This is a genomic window from Hymenobacter canadensis, assembly GCF_027359925.1.
Taxonomy (GTDB): domain Bacteria; phylum Bacteroidota; class Bacteroidia; order Cytophagales; family Hymenobacteraceae; genus Hymenobacter; species Hymenobacter canadensis.
On record NZ_CP114767.1, the window covers coordinates 3475568 to 3493904 of the forward strand.

The following is an 18337-nucleotide window of genomic DNA, read 5'->3' on the forward strand; positions in this document are numbered from 1 at the left end:
GCGAACGAGCGAAGCGAGTATCCGGTACCGCGCCACTTGCGCCAACGCCAGATACTCGCTTCGCTCGTTCGCGGAAGCTGGAGCTTCGCGCTACAGGCTATTGGCCTTCCATCACGCGGTTTTGGCGGGCAATGGACTCCAGGTGCACGGCGGCCAGGTACTGTTCCACAAACTCGTGGGTGAGGCCCAGCGTGGCGCCCTGGCGCTGGGCGCGCTCCAGCACCTCGTTCCAGCGGCTGGTCTGCAGAATGGTGATGTCGTTTTCCTTTTTGTAGAGGCCGATTTTCTCGGCCACGGCCATGCGGCGGCCCAACAGCTGCATAATCTCGGCATCGAGCTGGTTGATTTGCTCGCGCAGGCTGGATAGCGCCGTCAGGAACTCGCGCTGGTCGGTGGTTTCGTGGCGCCACACCAGCGCCTCAATCAGGTCGCGCAGCACCTCGGGCGTAATTTGCTGCTTGGCGTCGCTCCAGGCGTTGTCGGGGTCGATGTGGCTTTCAATCATGTTGCCCTCGAAGCCCAGGTTGAGAGCCTGCTGGGCCACCGTAAACAGCGTGTCGCGGCGGCCGCAGATGTGGCTGGGGTCGCAGAGCAGCGGCATGTGGGGGTGGCGGCGCTTCATTTCGATGGGCAGGTGCCACATGGGCGCATTGCGGAAGTCGGTGTTGCCGTAGCTGCTGAAGCCCCGGTGAATCAGGCCCACCTGCTCCAGACCGGCCTTTTGCAGACGCTCCACGGCGCCCACCCACAACTCCAGCTCCGGGTGAATGGGGTTCTTGACGAGCACTGGCACCTGCACGCCGCGCAGCACATTGGCAATTTCCTGCACCGAAAACGGGTTGCCGGTGGTGCGCGCGCCCACCCACAGAATGTCCACCCCGAAGGCCAGGCAGTCCTCCACGTGCTTGGCGGTGGCCACTTCCACGGCCACGGGCAGGCCGGTCAGCTCACTGGCTTTCTTCAGCCAGGGCAAACCCTTGGTGCCCACGCCCTCGAAGCCGCCGGGCTTGGTGCGGGGCTTCCAGATGCCGGCGCGCAGGGCCTGCACCTTGCCGGTAGCGGCCAGGCGCTGGCAGGTTTCGAGCACTTGTTCCTCGGTTTCGGCCGAGCAGGGCCCGGAAATGAGGTACGGCTTATCGTCAGGCTGGCGGTTGAACAGGGTTGATTTCATGGGGTTTTGCTTGAGCGGATGAGGAGGGGAGGGTGTGGTCCTACGAATTGCCCGAAGGGCTTCGTAGGACCACTAACCCGGTAGGTAGTGATGGTTGGAGTTAGTTCTACAAATTGCCCTGCAGGCGATTCGTAGAACCACTAAACCGGCAGGTGGTGATGAAGCAATGTTTTAGTGGTCCTACGAAGCCCTGCGGGCAATTCGTAGGACCACTGCCGTTTTCACGGCAGAATCTTGCGGATGCGGTTAGCTTGCTGAATGCTGTCGGTCAGTCCGTTGTAGTCTTCGCGGGCCAGCAGCTCGCGCAGGTGCTGGAGTTGGTGCAGGTGCTCATCCAGCACGTCGAGCACGTTGAGGCGGTTTTGGCGGAAGATGGGTACCCACGTCGCCGGCGCGCTCTTGGCCAGCCGCACCGTCGACTCAAAGCCGCCGCTGGCCAGGTCGAAGATGCGCTGCTCTTCCTTCTCCTTTTCCAGCACCGTGAGGGCCAGCGCAAACGAGGTGATGTGCGAAATGTGCGACACGTAAGCCGTGTGCAAATCGTGCTCGGCGCCGCCCAGGTAGAGCAGTCGCATGGGCAGCGCCTGAAACAGCTGCTCCACCACCCGCACGGCGTCCGGGTCGCTGTGCGCCGTGTCGCAGAGCACCACCGTCTTGCCCTCAAACAGCCCTGAAATGGCTGCTTCTGGGCCCGAGTGCTCGGTGCCCGCCATCGGGTGCGCCGCCACGAAGCGGCCCCGGCGCGGATGCCCGGCCACAGCCGCCAGCAGCGCCTGCTTGGTCGAACCCACGTCGATGACCACTTGGTGCGCTTCCGTCACGTCGAGCACTTGGGGCAGCACCGTCACGAGGGCATCCATGGGCACGGCTACCACTACCAGGTCGGCGCGGCGTACCGCGGCGGCCAGGTCGGTTTCGATTTCGGCCACCAGCCCCAGCTCCAACGCCCGGCGGGCGTGGGCGGGACTGTTTTCCACACCGATGATGTGCTGGGCCAGCCTATGCTGGCGCAAGCTAAGCGAGAGCGAGCCGCCGATAAGTCCTAAGCCGATGATGCTGATAGTCATGGTGTTGATTGGCTGGCTGGTTGTTATAAGAACGTCATACTGAGCTTGCCGAAGCATCTCTACCGCTTCGTTGCAATGCTAACCCAACGAAGCGGTAGAGATGCTTCGACAGGCTCAGCATGACAGTTAGCCTCTGGCGAGATGCTCCGGCTGCGCCTCTGCATGACGGCCGGGTAGCGTGCTTTGCCACTCCCGCACCCGCGTCAGCGCCTCGCGCAGCTCACTTTCTGGCTGGCAGAGGCTGGCCCGGATGTAGCCGCCGCCGTTGCTGCCGAAGATGCCGCCCGGCGTCAGGAACACCCGGGCGCCGGCCAGCACGGCGTCGCTCAGGGCGTAGCCGTCGGCCACGCCGGCTGGCACGGCCGCCCAGATGAACAGGCCCACCTGCTCGGGCACCGGCGCGCAGCCCACGGCCTGCAGCAGCTGCACCACCAGTTCCCGGCGGGCCCGGTAGGTGGCATTGAGGTCCGCAAACCACTCCTCACCCAGCGCCAGGGCTGCCACGGCCGCCTGCTGCACCGGCAGAAACATGCCCGAGTCCATGTTGCTCTTGAAGCGGAGCACGTTGGCCAGCACGTCGGCGCGGCCAGCGAGTAGGCCCACGCGCCAGCCGGCCATGTTGTGGCTCTTGCTGAGCGAGTTCAGCTCCACGGCCACCTCCAGGGCGCCCGGCACCGCCAGCAAACTCAGGGGCGGCGTTTCGTTGAGAATGAAGCCGTACGGATTGTCGTGCACCAGCAGAATGCGGTGCTGCCGCGCAAACGCCACGAGGCGCGTCAGGAAGGGCAGGTCGGCGGCGGTGCCGGTGGGCATGTGCGGGTAGTTGACCAGCATCAGCTTCACTCGGGAGAGGTCGGTGGCGGCCAGCGCGTCGAGGTCGGGCAGCCAGCCGGCGGCTTCGGTGAGGTTGTACTCCCGGATTTCGGCGCCGCAGATTTCGGCCACGGCGCGGTAGGTGGGGTAGCCGGGGTTCGGGATGAGCACCGCGTCGCCGGCTTCCAGAAACGTCATGGCCAGGTGCATCAGCCCTTCTTTCGAGCCCAGCAGCGGCAACACCTGCGTGGCAGCATCCAACGCCACGCCGTACTGGCGCTGGTAGAAATCGGCCATGGCCTGGCGCAACGCGGGCGTGCCCTGGTAGCCCTGGTAGCCGTGGGCCGTGGGCTGGGCGGCCGAGGTGGCCAGCGCGGCCAGCACGCTGGGGTGCGGCGGCAGGTCGGGGCTGCCGATGCCGAGGTTGATGATGTTGGCGCCGGCCGCGTTGAGGGCCGCCAGCTCGCGCAGCTTGCGGGAGAAGTAGTATTCGCCGGTGTGCGCCAGGCGGCTGGCTACGGGGATTTGCAGGGTATTTTCTGTCATTGCGAGGACGAAGGACGAAACAATCCTTCCTCTAAAAGTGGTGAGCGTCCATTACGCGCAAAGCTTTACGGCTTTGGCATATCGTTGTCATGCCGGAGGACTTTGAGCTGAGGAACGTGTCTGCTACGAGAGGAAGGATTGCTTCGCTGCACTCGCCATGACACTTTCCTCTTCCCAGCTGCCGCGGCGGTAGGCACCCAGCACCCGCAGCTCTTCCGTCACCAGGGACAGGTCGGCGAGCAGGGCCACCAGCTGGGCCATCTGGCTGAACTCGACATCGGCGTGGAAGCCGTAGTGCCAGGGCTGGCCGGGCCGCGGGCACGACTGCAGCTTGCTCAGGTTGAGGCCATGCGCGGCCACACGCACCAGCACGTTGGCCAGGCTGCCGGGCTCGTGCGCGACGCAAAAGTACAGAGAAGCCTTATCGGCGTGGGGGTCGGTGAGGGCGGTGTCGGCGCGCTCCAGCACCAGAAACCGGGTATAGTTGTGCGGGTCGTCGTGGATGGCGGGGGCCAGAATGTGCAGCCCGAACAGCTCGGCGGCCTGGGCCCCGGCCACCACAGCCGCGCCCGGCGTGCCGGTTTCGGCCAGCCACTGGGCGCTGCGGCCGGTGTCGTCGGTTTCTACCAGCTTCCAGTCGGGGTGGCTGTCCAGGAAAGTGCCGCACTGGCGCAAGGCCATGGGGTGCGAGTGCACGGTGCGCACGTCGGCCAGGGTGGTGCCGGGCCGCGCCAGCAGGTGCTGATGGATGGGCAGGTACACTTCGCCGGTGACCTGCACGGCGTGGCGCTCCAGCAGCAGGTAGTTAGACAGTATGCTGCCGGCCAGTGAGTTCTCCATGGCCATGAGCCCGGCCTCGGCGGTACCCTGCACCACGTGCGCAACCACTTCGGCAAAGGTGGCGCAGGCCCGCAGCGCCGGCTCCGGCCCAAAATACCGGCGGGCGGCTACCTCGTGGAAACTTCCCTGAAAACCCTGAATGGAAACGTGCATGAGAGAGTAGCTGAGTAACTGAGCAACTGAGTAAGGGCAATAAAAAAGGGCCTCCGTGTGCGGGGCCCTGCGGTTGGTGGTGAACTGGTTTTCAGCTCAGGCAACACGGGGCCGGTTTCTTCCAATAGAAGAAATAGGCGTAGGTAAAAAAGTAGCGCAGGATGGTCATGGGCAGATGCAGGCGTAAAAAAAGCGCCTCCCGGGGTCGGGAGGCGCTGAAGATTTTCAAGTGGAAAAGCTACACGGCGGCTACCCGGCTACGCGGTGGCGTAGTAGAAGCAGTAGCTAAAATAGAAACGGGCCGTGGGCTGCAGCATGAGAATGAGGTGCTTGACGTCGGCAAGGTGGCACCCGCCGCCCGGACTTCCAAATTATTTCCCGGAAAAGAACGCCCCTGCCATGCGCCCGGCAAGGCCCAAGCACTAGCCAAGTACGCGGATTCTGATTTTTGGCACGGTTTTGCAAAAGCACCCAGCATCGGCCCACTTTTCAACCCGCGCAGTGCGGCGGCTGGCTCTTCACTCCAAAACTTCTCGTTATCATGAAAACTTCCTCTTTCCTTGGCCGTCTGGCCGCCGCTACGCTTCTCTTTTCCGCAGTAGGCACCGCCGCCCAGGCTCAGATTCAAACCCACCGGGTACCGGCGTATACCGGTAAGGCCCAGGCCCGTTCAGTATCGGCGGTGCGCAAGCCGGCAGCCAGCACGGGCGGCGCTCAGATCGGCATTCGGGCCGGCGTGAACGTGTCGGACTGGTCGGGGGATGCCGTGCAGAGCGTGATGGACCTGGCCGGCTACACCAACGGCGGCGTGACCAAGGAAATGAAAACCGGCTTCCACGCCGGCCTCTACGCCACCCTGCCCATCGCGCCCGGCTTCTCCATTGAGCCCGGCGTGCTGTACTCCGAGAAAGGCGCCCGGCTGGTGGGCACGCTGCCCTTCGAACAGCTGGACTTCCTGAACGCCCGCGTGACGGCCACCTCGCGCATGGCGTACCTGGATGTGCCGGTGCTGGCCAAAATCAACGTGACGCCCGGCTTCTACATCTTCGCCGGCCCGCAGGCATCGTTCCTGCTTAGCAATGAGGTGCGCGTGGAAGCCGGCGCGCTGGGCTTCGATGCCTTCCAGCAGGACTTCGACATCAAAGACCAGTTCCGCCCCGTCGATTTCAGCGTGACCGGCGGCCTGGGCTACCAGCACAGCAGCGGCATCGGCGTAAGCGCCGGCTACGACTACGGCCTGTCGTCGCTCGACAAAAACAACCGCTTCGACGCTCAGAACCGCGTCATCAAAGCCTCGGTGAACTACTCGTTCTAGATAGGTTGTGGCACGGACTTTAGTCCGTAGCCCAACCATCTGGGCTGGTACCGGCGGGCTGCGGACTGAAGTCCGCGCCACAGACGACCAATAAAAAGACCCTGCCGGTTAGCCGGCAGGGTCTTTTGGCGTTAAACGACACCGGCCGAAGCCGCTGCCAGGCCAGAGGTCAGGCCGGGTTCTGGCAAGTGGTGTGGCAACGGCCGGCTGCAACCAGCCAGAGCCCCTTACCGGAAGGGTGAGTAAAGCGCCCGACCTGACCCAATTTTCCTGTTGCCCAGGCACTTGCCTATCTGCAGGATACCCGCATGGGCTTCCCGCGTTGCATCGGGAGCGGAGAATAGCGGCCCCGGTGCAACGCTCAAACGCCCGACTACAACTTTCTGATGCGCAACCGGTCTGTATTGCACACGCAACCACCGGAAAAATTTTAACGTTGGGGCAAGTCAGGCCGCCGCTTTGGGGTCCGGCTTGGCCTTTCGGGCCGGTGGCGTACCTTTGGAAGTATGGAAACGCAAGCCCCCGCCCTCGTGCAAGACACCGCCATTTTCGACCTGATTGAGCGCGAGAAAGAGCGCCAGACCCACGGCATTGAGCTCATTGCCTCCGAAAACTACGTTTCGGAGCAGGTGATGCGGGCCCAGGGCTCTATTTTGACCAACAAATACGCCGAGGGCCTGCCCGGCAAGCGCTACTATGGTGGCTGCGAAATCGTGGACCAGATCGAGCAACTGGCCATTGACCGCGCCAAAGCGCTGTTCGGCGTGGAGTGGGTGAACGTGCAGCCGCACTCCGGCGCCCAGGCCAACGCCGCCGTGATGCTGGCCATCCTCAACCCCGGCGACAAAATTCTGGGCTTTGACCTCAGCCACGGCGGCCACCTCACCCACGGCTCGCCGGTCAACTTCTCGGGAAAGCTCTACCGGCCGTCGTTTTATGGCGTGGAGAAGGAAACCGGCCTCATCGACTGGGAAAAAGTAAAGGAAACCGCCCGCCGCGAGCAGCCCAAACTCATCATCTGCGGCGCCTCGGCCTACTCCCGCGACTGGGACTACCAGGCCCTGCGCGAAGCCGCCGACGAAGTGGGGGCGCTATTGCTAGCTGATATTTCGCACCCTTCGGGTCTGATTGCCAAGGGCTTGCTGAACAATCCGTTCCAGCATTGCCACATCGTCACGACGACCACGCACAAGACGTTGCGCGGCCCACGCGGCGGCCTCATCATGCTGGGTAAGGACTTCGAAAACCCCTTCGGCCTGAAAACGCCGAAAGGCGAACTGCGCATGATGTCGGCGCTGCTGGACTCGGGGGTGTTTCCGGGTACGCAGGGCGGACCGCTCGAGCACGTCATCGGCGCCAAAGCTGTGGCCTTCGGCGAGTGCCTCTCCGACGCCTACACCGACTACACCCACCAGGTAATCCGCAACGCCCAGGCCCTGGCCAGTGGCTTCGTGGAGCGCGGCTACCAGATCATCTCGGGCGGCACCGACAACCACCTGATGCTCATTGACCTGCGCAGCAAAGGCCTCACCGGCAAGCTGGCCGAAAACACCCTCGTGAAGGCCGACATCACCATCAACAAAAACATGGTGCCCTTCGACGACAAGTCGCCCTTCGTGACCAGCGGCATGCGCATCGGCTCGGCCGCTGTCACCACCCGCGGCCTCAAGGAACCCGATATGGCCCGGATCGTAGACCTGATCGACCAGGCCCTGCTGCACCACGACGACGACGCCCACCTGCTGCGCGTGCGCGGCCAGGTAAACGAGTGGATGCAGCAGTTTCCGCTGTTTGCCTAGCGGGGCCCTGGTGAGGTGGTAAACGGCTGAGTCACGCGGCCAAAGCCGGGCCCGCACATCCTGTTGGCCGGGTTTCTCGTTTGTGTCTTGCCGTTCCGTTTGCCGTCGCCGCCCTCACCCGTTCACCACCCCACTATTTCGCCGTTTGCTTTGAATACAGAACAACCCGTTCTGGGCCAGCCCCAGGAAATGTCTTTCATCGACCATCTGGAGGCCCTGCGGTGGCACATCATCCGCGCCGCCATTTCGATTGTCGTGTTTGCCAGCATTGCCTTCTTCTCCAAGGAATTCCTGTTTCACGACCTGATTCTGGGGCCTTCGCGGGCCGATTTCTGGACCTATAAGACCTTCTGCCGCTTCGGCGCCTGGGTAGGCGCTCCGGATCTGTGCATCGAAAAAGTCGGCTTCGTGATTCAGAACCGCGAGATGAGCGGGCAGCTGACCATGCACATCAGCACCTCGCTGGTGGTGGGGCTGGTGCTGGCGTTTCCGTACACGTTCTGGGAAATCTGGCGCTTCATCAAGCCCGGTCTGTATCCGCACGAGCGGGCCAACTCGCGCGGGGCGGTGTTCTTCGTGTCGCTGCTGTTTCTAGTGGGGCTGCTGTTCGGCTACTACATTGCCGCGCCGCTGAGCATCCAGTTCCTGGCTTCCTACCAGATCGACCCGACCATCGAAAACCAGATCGACATGCAGAGCTACATCAGTACGCTCACCACCATGTCGGTGTCGTGTGCCGGGGTGTTTGAGCTGCCCATGATTGTGTTCTTCCTGGCCAAAGCCGGCATCGTGACGCCCGAAATAATGCGCCTCTACCGCAAGCACGCCATTGTGGTCATCCTCATCGTGGCGGCCATCATCACGCCGCCCGATATTTCGGCCCAGATCATCGTCACGATTCCCATCGTGCTGCTCTACGAGCTGAGCATCAACATTGCCCGCGTGGTGAGCCGCAACCGCACCAAAATGCTGAACGAGCGGCTGGCCGAAAACAACGGCGTAGCGTAATTCCGAAATTCAGCACCGCACGATGGCCGGCAAGAAATGATGCTCTGAACCTCCAGACCCATTTTTTGCCGGCCATTTTCCGTCTTCATCCTCTCCCTTCTTTTCCCATGTCCGACCAGACTCCTATTGCCATCGGCTCCGACCATGCCGGCTTTGCCTACAAACAGATGCTGGCCGACTGGCTGCGCGACAACGGCTACGAGGTGCGCGACTTCGGCACCCACTCCGCCGACTCCGTGGACTACCCCGACTTTGTGCATCCGCTGGCCACGGCCATTACGGGCGGCGAGCTGGAGCGCGGCATTCTGGTGTGCGGCTCGGCCAACGGCGTGTGCATCACGGCCAACAAGCACCGCGGCATCCGGGCAGCTATTGCCTGGGAGCCGGAGCTGGCCGGGCTGGCCCGCCAGCACAACGACGCCAACATCATCTGCGTGCCGGCCCGCTTCGTGAGCGAGGAGCAGGCCCGCGCCATCGTTAGCCAGTTCCTCAACACCGCCTTCGAAGGCGGCCGCCACCAGAACCGCGTGAATAAGATTGATTGCTAACCCCTTGTCATTGCGAGGAGGTAAGACGCAGCACCCGCAGGACAGCGCAGTTAATCCGTCCTCTCCGTGCGCGAAACAACCCTAAGCGACAAGCCCTCCGGCGTTAGGTTACTAACGTACTGCCGGAGGGCTTTCTGTTTAATTTAGGCTTAGCTCAAAAAGAGGACGGATTAACTGCGCTGTCCTGCGGGTGCTGCGTCGTGACTCCTCGCAATGACAGCTACTTCAACCGATACACGCGCTGGGTGACGGTGGGCTGGTAGCGGCCGAACACGGCGGGTATCTTGTACTGCAGCTCCGCCAAGCGGTTGGTTTGGTCGATGAGGACGGTGGGCGGGGCGGGCGCGAGGTTGCGCGAGAGCCGGTAGACGGCCGCGTACTGGCTGAGGTGGCCGAAATCGGCCTGGGCGAGGCGCCAGTCGAGGTAGGGCGAGGCCGGCTTGTTGTTGATGTAGGGGCGTAGGTCGGGCCCCAGCACCAGCAGGCGCTGCCCGCTCAGTTGCGCGTAGGCCGGATGCAGCTGCATGGCGTAGCGGCTCTCGGACGGGAAGCGCAACGCCACATCGAGGCCGGCCAGCGTGCGGTAGCGGATGGCCACCACGCTGCCCAGCACCACCAGAAACAGCACTTCCACCACCCAGCGGAGAGGGGCCTTCTGCCACAGAAACAAACTAAAATACGTGACCGGCGGCAGCACCAGCACCAGCGTGCCCGGCGCCGTGCCGCGCCCGGCCGCCACCATCAGCGCGGCCACCAGCAGCCATACCAGCATCAGCTGCTGAAACTTGATCTGGAACACCAGCCCCAGCGACGTAGTGAATGAGCGCGCCAACGCCAGCAGCAGCACCGCACCCGGCAGCACCAGCAGCTTCCACTGCAACGCCAGCGGCAGGCCATCGGCGCCCAGCACCAGCCCGCTCAGCGTAGGGGCCAGATGGTATTGCCGGAAATCGGGCAGAGCGTCGTTGTAGAGCAGGAAGGTGGCCACCACCGCGTACGGAAACGCGAAGCCGCAAATCAACAGCAGAAAGCTCCGGAACGAATTGGCGGCGAAGATGATAACCGCGAACAGCCCCACCAGCAGAAACAGCGCCAGCGGCAGGTAGCACAGCGCCGCCACCCCAATCAGAAAGCCCGCCCGAAACAGGCGGCGGTTGTCGTAGCCCTCCCGCGAAGTAGGCAGCAGCGCACTCAGGGCCAGCAGCAGGAACGTCTGCCCCAGCAGCAGTGGCGACAGAATATCGAGGTCCGTCGTGACGCTGGCCAGCACCATGTACACCAGCGCCGCCACGTAGCCACGCTCGGGATGCACATCGGCGCGGTTCAGCACGAAGCTCAGGCGCAGCGCCTGCGTCAGGAGCAGGGCCAGGGCCAGCACCCGGTACAGCCACAGCGGCCGCGAGGCCACCACATCGAGCAGCCCGAACAAGGCGGCGGCCAGCGGAGCCGTGGCATCGTACAGGTCGCGGTAGGGCAGGGCCCCGGCGTGCAGCCGCTCGCCTACCAGCAGGGCCCGCAGCTCTACAGCCGAGAGCGGAATGCCCCACCAGAGCAGCGGCAGCCGCACGGCCAGCACCAGCAGCAGCAGCGCCAGCAAACGGGAAGGCAACGGGCTTTTAAAGAATTGCAGCAAGGGGGTGACGGGTGATGCGTGACAGGTGAAAGTTGGGGTACAGAATTCAAATGTACTGTCATCCTCAGCTACACCATCACTCACCTGTCACACGTTACCTGTTACCTGTCGCCTATTACCTGTCCCCAAGTTCCTATCTTTGCTTATTCATATGGAAAGCAAACGACAACAGAAAGTATCCAGCCTGCTCCAGCAGGAATTGGCCGCCGTATTTCAGCGCGACCTGCCGCACCTGTTTCCGGGCCTGGCGCCGGGCATCAGCACTGTACGCGTTTCGCCCGACTTGGGCGTGGCCCGCGTGTACCTGAGCCAGCTGCTGGCCCGCGAGGGCAGCGGCGAAGCCGCCCTGGAGCTGGTGCGCGAAAACCAGAAAATAGTGCGCCAGGCCCTGGCTAAACGCATCCGCCAGCAGTTGCGCATCGTGCCCGACCTGGTGTTCTTCCTTGACGACTCGGCCGCCTACGCTGCCAAAATGGACCAGGTGCTGGGTACACTCAACATTCCGGCCCCCGAGCCCGAAACCGACGACCAGCCCGAAGCCGCCCCCAAGCGCCCCAAACTCTTCGCCGACGACGATGACGAGTAACTGAGTAATGGAGTAGCTGAGCAGGATGTTCTGATAATGAACGCCTTACTCAGCTACTCCATTACTCAGTTACTCGTCTTACTCAGTTACTCCGCTACTCAGTTACTCTCTCTTGCATTACGACCCGATTAAACGCTCCCTGGGTGAGGTCTTCAACCGCACCCCGCTGCTGCGCCGCCTGTTCTATCATTTGCTGGATCTGCTGCTGCTGCGTACCTGGCACGTGCACCGTGAGCTGCGGGAGTGGGCGCGGGGCCGCACCGGCGAGGCGCTCAACATCCTCGATGCCGGCTCCGGCTACGGCCAGTATACCTACTGGCTGACCGGCCAAAGCAAAAAGTGGCAGGTGCTGGCCGTGGATGTGAAAGACGAGCAGGTGGACGACTCCAACCGGTTCTTCCGCGAGATTGGCCGCACCAACGCCCAGTTTGCGGTGCAGGACCTCGTGCTGTACCAGGAGCCCAACACCTTCGACCTGGCCTTGTCCGTTGACGTAATGGAGCACATTCTGGAAGACGTGGAAGTGTTCCGCAACATCCACGCCTCCCTCAAGGACGGCGGCATGCTGCTCATTTCCACTCCCTCCGACCAGGGCGGCTCCGACGTGCACTCCGACGGCGAAACCAGCTTCATTGAGGAGCACGTGCGCGACGGCTACAACATCCACGAGATTCAGCAGAAGCTGCGCACCGCCGGCTTCGAGCGGATTGAGGCCCGCTACAGCTACGGCGAACCGGGCCAGGTTTCGTGGCGCCTGAGCATGAAATACCCGATTCTGATGCTGGGCCAGTCCAAGCTGTTTTTCCTGCTGCTGCCGTTCTACTACCTCGTCACGTTCCCGTTCTGCCTGCTGCTGAACTGGCTGGATGCCCGCACCCTGCACGATTCCGGCACCGGCCTGATTGTGAAAGCCTGGAAGTAGGGCTATTTTAGCTGCTACCTTTTTAGCCCTAGCGGCGTATCTTGGGGCTCTTCCGAACTGCTTCGTTCACATATTATGGCTGACCAATCCGAACTGACGCAAATTCTGCAGCATCTGACCAGTCAGTCGGGGCTGCATCAACAACAGATTCAGCAGCTTGGCACCGCGCTGGAGCGCAACACTTCCGTATTGGAAACGGTAGCGACCGTACAAAATCAGATGCTTGATCAACTGCAGCTTATTTATGAGGAGCAGCGAAAAGTCAACTCGGCGCAGCAGGATTTCAATGAGCGGCAGATGCGCTTCAATTCGCGTCAGGAAGAAACCGACGCCATTCTGCTGTCTGAGCTGCGCGAAATACGTACCGACCTGCGGGAGTTGAAAACCGTAGTGCTGACCGACCACGAGGAGCGCCTGCGCCGCCTCGAAGAATTTATGCGCCGCGCCAGCTAGTTTTCCCTTCCACCCACCCTACCGCCGTTTCACCTCCCACGCCCCGCATGGACGTTCCGTTGCTCATTGCCCGGCGTTACTTTTTTTCGAAGAAGAAGCGCAACATCATCAGCATCATTTCCAACATCTCCATGATTGGCGTGGCGGTGGGCACAATGGCGCTGATTATCGTGCTGTCAGTATTCAACGGCCTCGAGGACCTGGTGCGCACGCTCTACGGCAAGTCGGACCCCGACCTAGTGGTGACGGCCATGCAGGGCAAGTCGTTTACCGTGTCGGAGCCGATGCTGGACGGGCTGCGCCGCATCCGGGGCGTAGGACTGCTCACGGAGGTCATCGAAGACAACGCCCTGCTTCAGTACCACGACCGCCAGATGGTGGTGAAGATGAAGGGCGTTTCGGAAAACTACTACACGCAGAGCCGCATCGACTCCTCGATTGTGGAAGGCGACCACCGCCTGCGCCGCGGCGGCGAGCCTTATGCCCTACTTGGGGCCGGCGTACAGCACGAACTCAGCATCGCCCTCAACAACCGCTTTGCGCCGCTACACCTGCTCTACCCCCGCAACACAGGCAGAAAAACCCTCTCCTTCAATCCCGAAAACGCCTTCACCGAAAAAACCATTACGGCGGGCGGCGTTTTCCTGATTGAGCAGCACATCGACGACAGCTATGTATTCGTGCCGCTGGAATTTGCCGAGGAGCTGCTCAGCTACGGCCCGCGCCGTACGTCGCTGGAGGTAAACGTTGGCGATGAGCACGACATTCAGAAAGTCAAGGAGTTAATTAAGCAGGACCTCGGCCCGAAGTTCAAGGTCCTCGACTCCGATGAGCAGCACGTTAGCCTGCTCAAGGCCATCAAAGTGGAGAAGATGTTCGTCTTCATCACCTTCGCCTTCATCCTGCTGATTGCCTCACTCAACATCTTTTTCTCGCTCTCGATGCTCGTCATCGACAAGCGTAAGGACGTGGCCATTCTGCTGGCCATGGGCGCTACGCCGCGCCATATCCGACGCATTTTCCTGCTCGAAGGAGCTATTGTAGCCCTCGTGGGTGCCATTACGGGCCTGTTTCTGGGCGTTACTATCTGCTGGATGCAGCAGACGTTCCACGTCGTGAGCATGGGCATGGCCACCAGCGTAGTCGATTCGTACCCGGTTAAAATGCAGTTTTCCGACATTGCGCTTACCGGCCTGGCCATCGTGGTTATCACGATAGCCGTTTCCATTCGGCCCGCCCTGAATGCCGCACGCCTCGACGTTCGCGAAAACCTGTAACCTTCTGCCAGCGCAATTAGTAGTTCATCTACCTACAAGGGCCTTCCGGGTAGATTAACTACCCTGTTCGACTCTACAATATAATTATTTTTAGAATATATTTTACTTTTTGGTAAATAATATAGTATTTAGCATTTGTCCTTACATTCAACCCTGCATTTTGGCTGCTGTTTATCCTTATGAAGGTTTCTACTGCTCTACCTTTTCAAATTGTTTACTCGTTGCTTGAGCACGAATATTTAGGGTATTTATTTGAGTCTTACGTTGTTCAGCGCAACGCCAAAGGACAGCTGACGCTCCAGCACCAAACAGTTTCGGCGAAAAACGCGCCCGAGTTTGCCGACGGCCTCGACGAAACCGACTTCGAGCTGGTGGCTCTCACCGACCAGATTCAGCAGGACGCTGTCATCAAGGAATTCTGGCCCAAGAAAACTACCCCCACCGACTTTTTCCTGAAAGTTTACGATCCTGAGAAAGGCGACAAAGCCCTCCAGGAAGTCATTTCCCAGCATGTGCAGGAGCGGATGGGCCAGATTCTGGCGCGCCTGCCCGGCAAGTACGTGTTCATCATGGGCAAGGATGGAGAGCCTACGTGGCGTGAAATCGGGCTGGCCCCGGAAGCGGCGTCGGTGCTGTTCCATTTTCGGCGCAACGAAGACAATACCCACTACTTTCCTACCATTCAGTACCAAAGTCAGCGGCTCGACTTCCAGTACAAAAACGCCGTTATCATCTCGGAGCAGCCAGCGTGGCTGCTCGTTGACGATGTGCTCTACCACTTCCGCAACGAGGTGGATGGCAAGAAGATCAAGCCCTTCCTCAACAAGAAGTTCATCGTCATTCCGCGGCAGGTGGAGGAAAGCTACTTCCTGCGGTTCGTGGCCCCGCTCGTCGAGTCGTTTGATGTGCACGCCCGCGGCTTCGACATCCGGTCGGAGCGCTACGTGGCGCGGCCGCAGCTGACCTTTTCGGATGCTCCTACGGCTAAAGTAGTAGAGGATGTGCGCCCCACAGCCCGTCGCGCCGCAGCCGAAACCGGCGGTACCAGCGTGGCCACGGCCCTTTCCGACCACATCCACTTCGACCTGTCCTTCCGCTACGGCGACCATACCGTGCACAACAGCTACGACAAGCGGGTGTGCGTGAAGCTGGAAAAGCAGCAGGACAACTACATTTTCCACCGCCTCGTGCGCAACCTCGACCGGGAGCAGGAAATCATCCGGGAGCTGGCCGACCGGGCCCTGGAGGTGCGCAACGGCCGCGCCGTGCTGGAAAAGGCCACCGCTTTCCGATGGCTGCACCACCACGCCGACGAGCTGGCCCGCCTGGGCTTCACGGTGCAGCAGGGCAGTACCTCCGGCAAAGACTACTTTATCGGGGCCGTGAGCGTGGAAGTGGGCATCACGGAAGCCAATGACTGGTTTGATGTGCGCGGCACCGTGCGCTTCGGCGAGTTCGAAATTCCGTTCATCAAGCTGCGCACCTACATTTTGCAGCGCCGCCACGAGTTCCGGCTGCCCAACGGGCAGATTGCCATCATCCCGGAGGAGTGGTTTACGCAGTACCTGGAGCTGTTTGCCTTCGCCGAAGAGCACGCCCAGAGCCTGACGCTGCGCAAGCACCACCTGGCGCTGGTCTCGGACCTGCAGAACGGCAACCTGGCCACCGTGGTCATCAGCCGCAAGCTGGAGAAGCTGCGCGGCTTTGAGGCCGTGGAAGACCAGCCCATGCCGGTTGGCTTCCAGGGCGAGCTGCGACCCTACCAGAAGGCCGGCTACAACTGGCTGCATTTCGTGAAGGACTACCATTTCGGAGGCTGCCTCGCCGACGATATGGGTTTGGGCAAGGCCCAGCCCCTGCACGCCCGCATTCTGACCCCGACGGGCTGGACAACGATGGGTGATATACGGGTGGGACAAGCCGTCATCAACTCCCAAGGCCGCACCTCGCACGTGACGGGCGTGTTTCCGCAAGGCGAGAAGGAGATTTTCCGGGTCACGTTTACCGATGGCTCCACGGCGGAATGCTGCGCCGAACACCTGTGGGCCGTGCAAAGTCCGGTGCAGAAGTACCGCGGCCAGGGCTACCAGGTAAAGGAGCTGGCCGACCTGCGCCACGACCTGCACGACCCTCACGGCAACACCAAGTGGTTTGTGCCGGTAGTGCAGCCCGTCCAGTTCGAGGCCCAGCCGGTGCCCCTGGACCCCTACTTCCTGGGCCTGCTGCTGGGCGACGGCTGCTTCCGCCAGAACAGCATCCGTCTCTCGACTGGCGACGCGCAAATTGTGAACTACGTCACCGATACGCTCCCGCCCACGCTGGCCGTGCGCCGCCAGGGCGAGTCCTGCGACTATACGTTCGTGAAAAACGCACCGGGCCATACCAACGAGCTGATGCAGACCATCCGGCAGCTGGGCCTGAAGGGGTGTGGTTCCCGGGATAAATTTGTGCCGGAGGAGTACTTGGTGAACGACATGGCCACCCGCTTGGCGGTGCTCCAGGGACTCATGGATTCCGACGGCTACGTATCGGCCAGCGGCGACGTGAGCCAGTTCACCTCCATTTCTCCGGACCTGATTGCGGGCGTTACCTTTCTGGTGCAGTCCTTGGGCGGCACGGTGCGCCAGTCGAGCAAAATGCCCACCTACTCGCACAGCGGAGAGGCGCGCACCGGCCAGCGGGCGTATACGCTCACGCTGAGTCTGCCCCCGCATATTGTGCCGTTCCGGCTCACCCGCAAGACGGCGCTGTACCGCCCGAAAACCAAGTATCAGCCTTACCGCGGCATCCGGTCCGTAGAACCGGCAGGTACGATGCCCGCGCAGTGCATCTCGGTTGATGCGCCCGACCGGCTCTATGTCACCGATAATTTCGTGCTCACGCACAACACCGTGCAGACGCTGGCGCTGCTGCTGCACCGCAAGGAAAGCGGCGAAGCCGGCGGCGCGGCGTCGCTGTTGGCCATGCCTACTTCTTTGGTATACAATTGGTTGAGCGAGGCTCAGAAGTTTACTCCCGCCCTGCGCCTGCTGATCTACACGGGCACTTACCGCGACAAAAACGTGGAGCAGTTTGCCAACTACGACGTGGTGCTGACCAGCTACGGCATCGTGCGGCTCGATGCGGACCTGCTCAAAACGTACAAGTTCGACTACGTGATTCTGGACGAGTCGCAGGCCATCAAGAACCCCAGTTCCACTACCTCGCACGCCGTGCGCGGGCTGCACTCGCGCCACCGCCTGATTCTGACAGGCACGCCCGTGGAAAACAGCACCATGGACTTGTGGTCGCAGATGTCGTTTATCAACCCGGGGCTGCTGGGTACGCAGACGTTTTTCCGAAAGGAGTTCCTCAAGCCCATTGAGAAAGGCAAGGACGAAGGCCGGACGCGCAAACTCCATGCGCTCATCAAGCCGTTCATTCTGCGCCGCCATAAGGCACAGGTAGCCAAGGAACTGCCCGAGAAAATCGAGAACCTGAGCTACTGCCCCATGACCGAGGAGCAGCAGCACTGCTACGAGGAAACCAAGAGCTACTACCGCAACAAGATTCTGCAGAACATTGAGGAGCACGGCACGGCCAGCACCCAGTTTATGCTGCTGCAGGGCCTCACCAAGCTGCGCCAGATTGCCAACCACCCCCGCATGGCCGACGAGGAGTATGCGCACGAGTCAGGCAAGCTGCGCGAGATAGTGCGCATGATCAAGAGCGTGGTTTCAGAAGGCCACAAGGTTCTGGTGTTCAGCCAGTTTGTCAAGCACCTTGACATCGTGCGGGCCTCACTCGATGAGCGCGACATCGAGTACGCCTACCTCGATGGCAACACCCGCGACCGGCACAAGGTGGTGACGCGCTTCCAGGAAACCGAAGAGCTGCGGGTGTTTCTCATCAGCCTGAAAGCCGGCGGCGTGGGCCTCAACCTGACGGCCGCCGACTACGTGTTCATCCTCGACCCGTGGTGGAACCCCGCCGTGGAGGCCCAGGCCATCGACCGCGCCCACCGTATCGGGCAGCAGCGCACGGTGTTCACCTACAAGTTTATCACGCAGAACACGGTGGAAGAGAAGATTCTGGCCCTGCAGCACAAGAAAATCCAGCTTGTCACGGACCTGATAACTACTGACGAAGCCATCATCAAGAGCCTCACCAAGGAGGATATTGAGGAGCTACTAGGCTAGCAGCCCGACAGGCGGCCGGGTAGTTGTC

Annotated in this window: 14 protein-coding genes; 9 read left to right on the forward strand and 5 right to left on the reverse strand. The window is 61.6% G+C overall.

The annotated features are described in order from the left end of the window. Nucleotides 1–97 precede the first annotated feature (97 nt). From O3303_RS14935 to O3303_RS14950, 4 genes are all read right to left on the reverse strand, one after another. Nucleotides 98–1171, reverse strand: coding sequence for a chorismate mutase (locus O3303_RS14935; protein ID WP_269559190.1), 1074 nt, complete (start codon nucleotides 1169–1171; stop codon nucleotides 98–100). Between the two features lie 221 nt (nucleotides 1172–1392). Then, on the reverse strand, nucleotides 1393–2238 hold the full coding sequence (locus O3303_RS14940) for a prephenate dehydrogenase (protein ID WP_269559191.1): 846 nt from the start codon (nucleotides 2236–2238) through the stop codon (nucleotides 1393–1395). A gap of 126 nt (nucleotides 2239–2364) precedes the next feature. After that, the gene (locus O3303_RS14945; protein ID WP_269559192.1) at nucleotides 2365–3597 is read right to left on the reverse strand and encodes a pyridoxal phosphate-dependent aminotransferase; all 1233 of its coding nucleotides are present in this window, start codon (nucleotides 3595–3597) and stop codon (nucleotides 2365–2367) included. 123 nt (nucleotides 3598–3720) lie between these two features. Further along, nucleotides 3721–4590: a prephenate dehydratase gene (locus O3303_RS14950; protein WP_269559193.1), complete on the reverse strand. Its 870-nt coding sequence runs from the start codon at nucleotides 4588–4590 to the stop codon at nucleotides 3721–3723. A gap of 541 nt (nucleotides 4591–5131) precedes the next feature. Here O3303_RS14950 and O3303_RS14955 point away from each other — a divergent pair. The 4 genes from O3303_RS14955 (at nucleotide 5132) to rpiB (ending at nucleotide 9260) form a co-directional block, all read left to right on the forward strand. Next, entirely contained in the window at nucleotides 5132–5905 is a 774-nt protein-coding gene (locus O3303_RS14955) for a porin family protein (protein ID WP_269559194.1), read from the forward strand. Between the two features lie 506 nt (nucleotides 5906–6411). Then, nucleotides 6412–7704 (forward strand): serine hydroxymethyltransferase, encoded by a 1293-nt coding sequence (glyA, locus tag O3303_RS14960; protein WP_269559195.1) that lies wholly within the window; start codon nucleotides 6412–6414, stop codon nucleotides 7702–7704. A gap of 150 nt (nucleotides 7705–7854) precedes the next feature. After that, nucleotides 7855–8712 (forward strand): twin-arginine translocase subunit TatC, encoded by an 858-nt coding sequence (tatC, locus tag O3303_RS14965; RefSeq protein ID WP_269559196.1) that lies wholly within the window; start codon nucleotides 7855–7857, stop codon nucleotides 8710–8712. Nucleotides 8713–8819: 107 nt separating this feature from the next. Further along, complete coding sequence (gene rpiB, locus O3303_RS14970; RefSeq protein WP_269559197.1) at nucleotides 8820–9260, forward strand: ribose 5-phosphate isomerase B; 441 nt, start codon at nucleotides 8820–8822, stop codon at nucleotides 9258–9260. 220 nt (nucleotides 9261–9480) lie between these two features. On the opposite strand, the gene O3303_RS14975 is transcribed toward rpiB, so the two are convergent. After that, a complete protein-coding gene (locus O3303_RS14975) occupies nucleotides 9481–10893 on the reverse strand; it encodes a hypothetical protein (protein WP_269559198.1) in 1413 nt (470 codons plus the stop codon). A 151-nt stretch (nucleotides 10894–11044) separates the two neighbouring features. Here O3303_RS14975 and rbfA point away from each other — a divergent pair, with 151 nt between their 5' ends. From rbfA to O3303_RS21970, 5 genes are all read left to right on the forward strand, one after another. Beyond that, nucleotides 11045–11479 (forward strand): 30S ribosome-binding factor RbfA, encoded by a 435-nt coding sequence (gene rbfA / locus O3303_RS14980; protein WP_269559199.1) that lies wholly within the window; start codon nucleotides 11045–11047, stop codon nucleotides 11477–11479. A gap of 112 nt (nucleotides 11480–11591) precedes the next feature. Beyond that, complete coding sequence (locus tag O3303_RS14985) at nucleotides 11592–12401, forward strand: class I SAM-dependent methyltransferase (protein WP_269559200.1); 810 nt, start codon at nucleotides 11592–11594, stop codon at nucleotides 12399–12401. 75 nt (nucleotides 12402–12476) lie between these two features. Further along, nucleotides 12477–12854, forward strand: a complete 378-nt coding sequence (locus O3303_RS14990) for a hypothetical protein (RefSeq protein ID WP_269559201.1) — start codon at nucleotides 12477–12479, stop codon at nucleotides 12852–12854. A gap of 47 nt (nucleotides 12855–12901) precedes the next feature. Then, nucleotides 12902–14131, forward strand: coding sequence for an ABC transporter permease (locus O3303_RS14995; RefSeq protein ID WP_269559202.1), 1230 nt, complete (start codon nucleotides 12902–12904; stop codon nucleotides 14129–14131). A 221-nt stretch (nucleotides 14132–14352) separates the two neighbouring features. Continuing rightward, nucleotides 14353–18309 (forward strand): SNF2-related protein, encoded by a 3957-nt coding sequence (locus O3303_RS21970; RefSeq protein WP_350356586.1) that lies wholly within the window; start codon nucleotides 14353–14355, stop codon nucleotides 18307–18309. The last annotated feature ends 28 nt before the right edge of the window (nucleotides 18310–18337 follow it).

What these genes read in the sequence shown, in the direction of transcription:
- O3303_RS14935 (WP_269559190.1), bottom strand. Translation starts at nt 1,171, where the DNA reads ATGAAATCAACCCTGTTCAACCGCCAGCCTGACGATAAGCCGTACCTC.
- O3303_RS14940 (WP_269559191.1), bottom strand. Translation starts at nt 2,238, where the DNA reads ATGACTATCAGCATCATCGGCTTAGGACTTATCGGCGGCTCGCTCTCG.
- O3303_RS14945 (WP_269559192.1), bottom strand. Translation starts at nt 3,597, where the DNA reads ATGACAGAAAATACCCTGCAAATCCCCGTAGCCAGCCGCCTGGCGCAC.
- O3303_RS14950 (WP_269559193.1), bottom strand. Translation starts at nt 4,590, where the DNA reads ATGCACGTTTCCATTCAGGGTTTTCAGGGAAGTTTCCACGAGGTAGCC.
- O3303_RS14955 (WP_269559194.1), top strand. Translation starts at nt 5,132, where the DNA reads ATGAAAACTTCCTCTTTCCTTGGCCGTCTGGCCGCCGCTACGCTTCTC.
- glyA (WP_269559195.1), top strand. Translation starts at nt 6,412, where the DNA reads ATGGAAACGCAAGCCCCCGCCCTCGTGCAAGACACCGCCATTTTCGAC.
- rpiB (WP_269559197.1), top strand. Translation starts at nt 8,820, where the DNA reads ATGTCCGACCAGACTCCTATTGCCATCGGCTCCGACCATGCCGGCTTT.
- rbfA (WP_269559199.1), top strand. Translation starts at nt 11,045, where the DNA reads ATGGAAAGCAAACGACAACAGAAAGTATCCAGCCTGCTCCAGCAGGAA.
- O3303_RS14990 (WP_269559201.1), top strand. Translation starts at nt 12,477, where the DNA reads ATGGCTGACCAATCCGAACTGACGCAAATTCTGCAGCATCTGACCAGT.
- O3303_RS14995 (WP_269559202.1), top strand. Translation starts at nt 12,902, where the DNA reads ATGGACGTTCCGTTGCTCATTGCCCGGCGTTACTTTTTTTCGAAGAAG.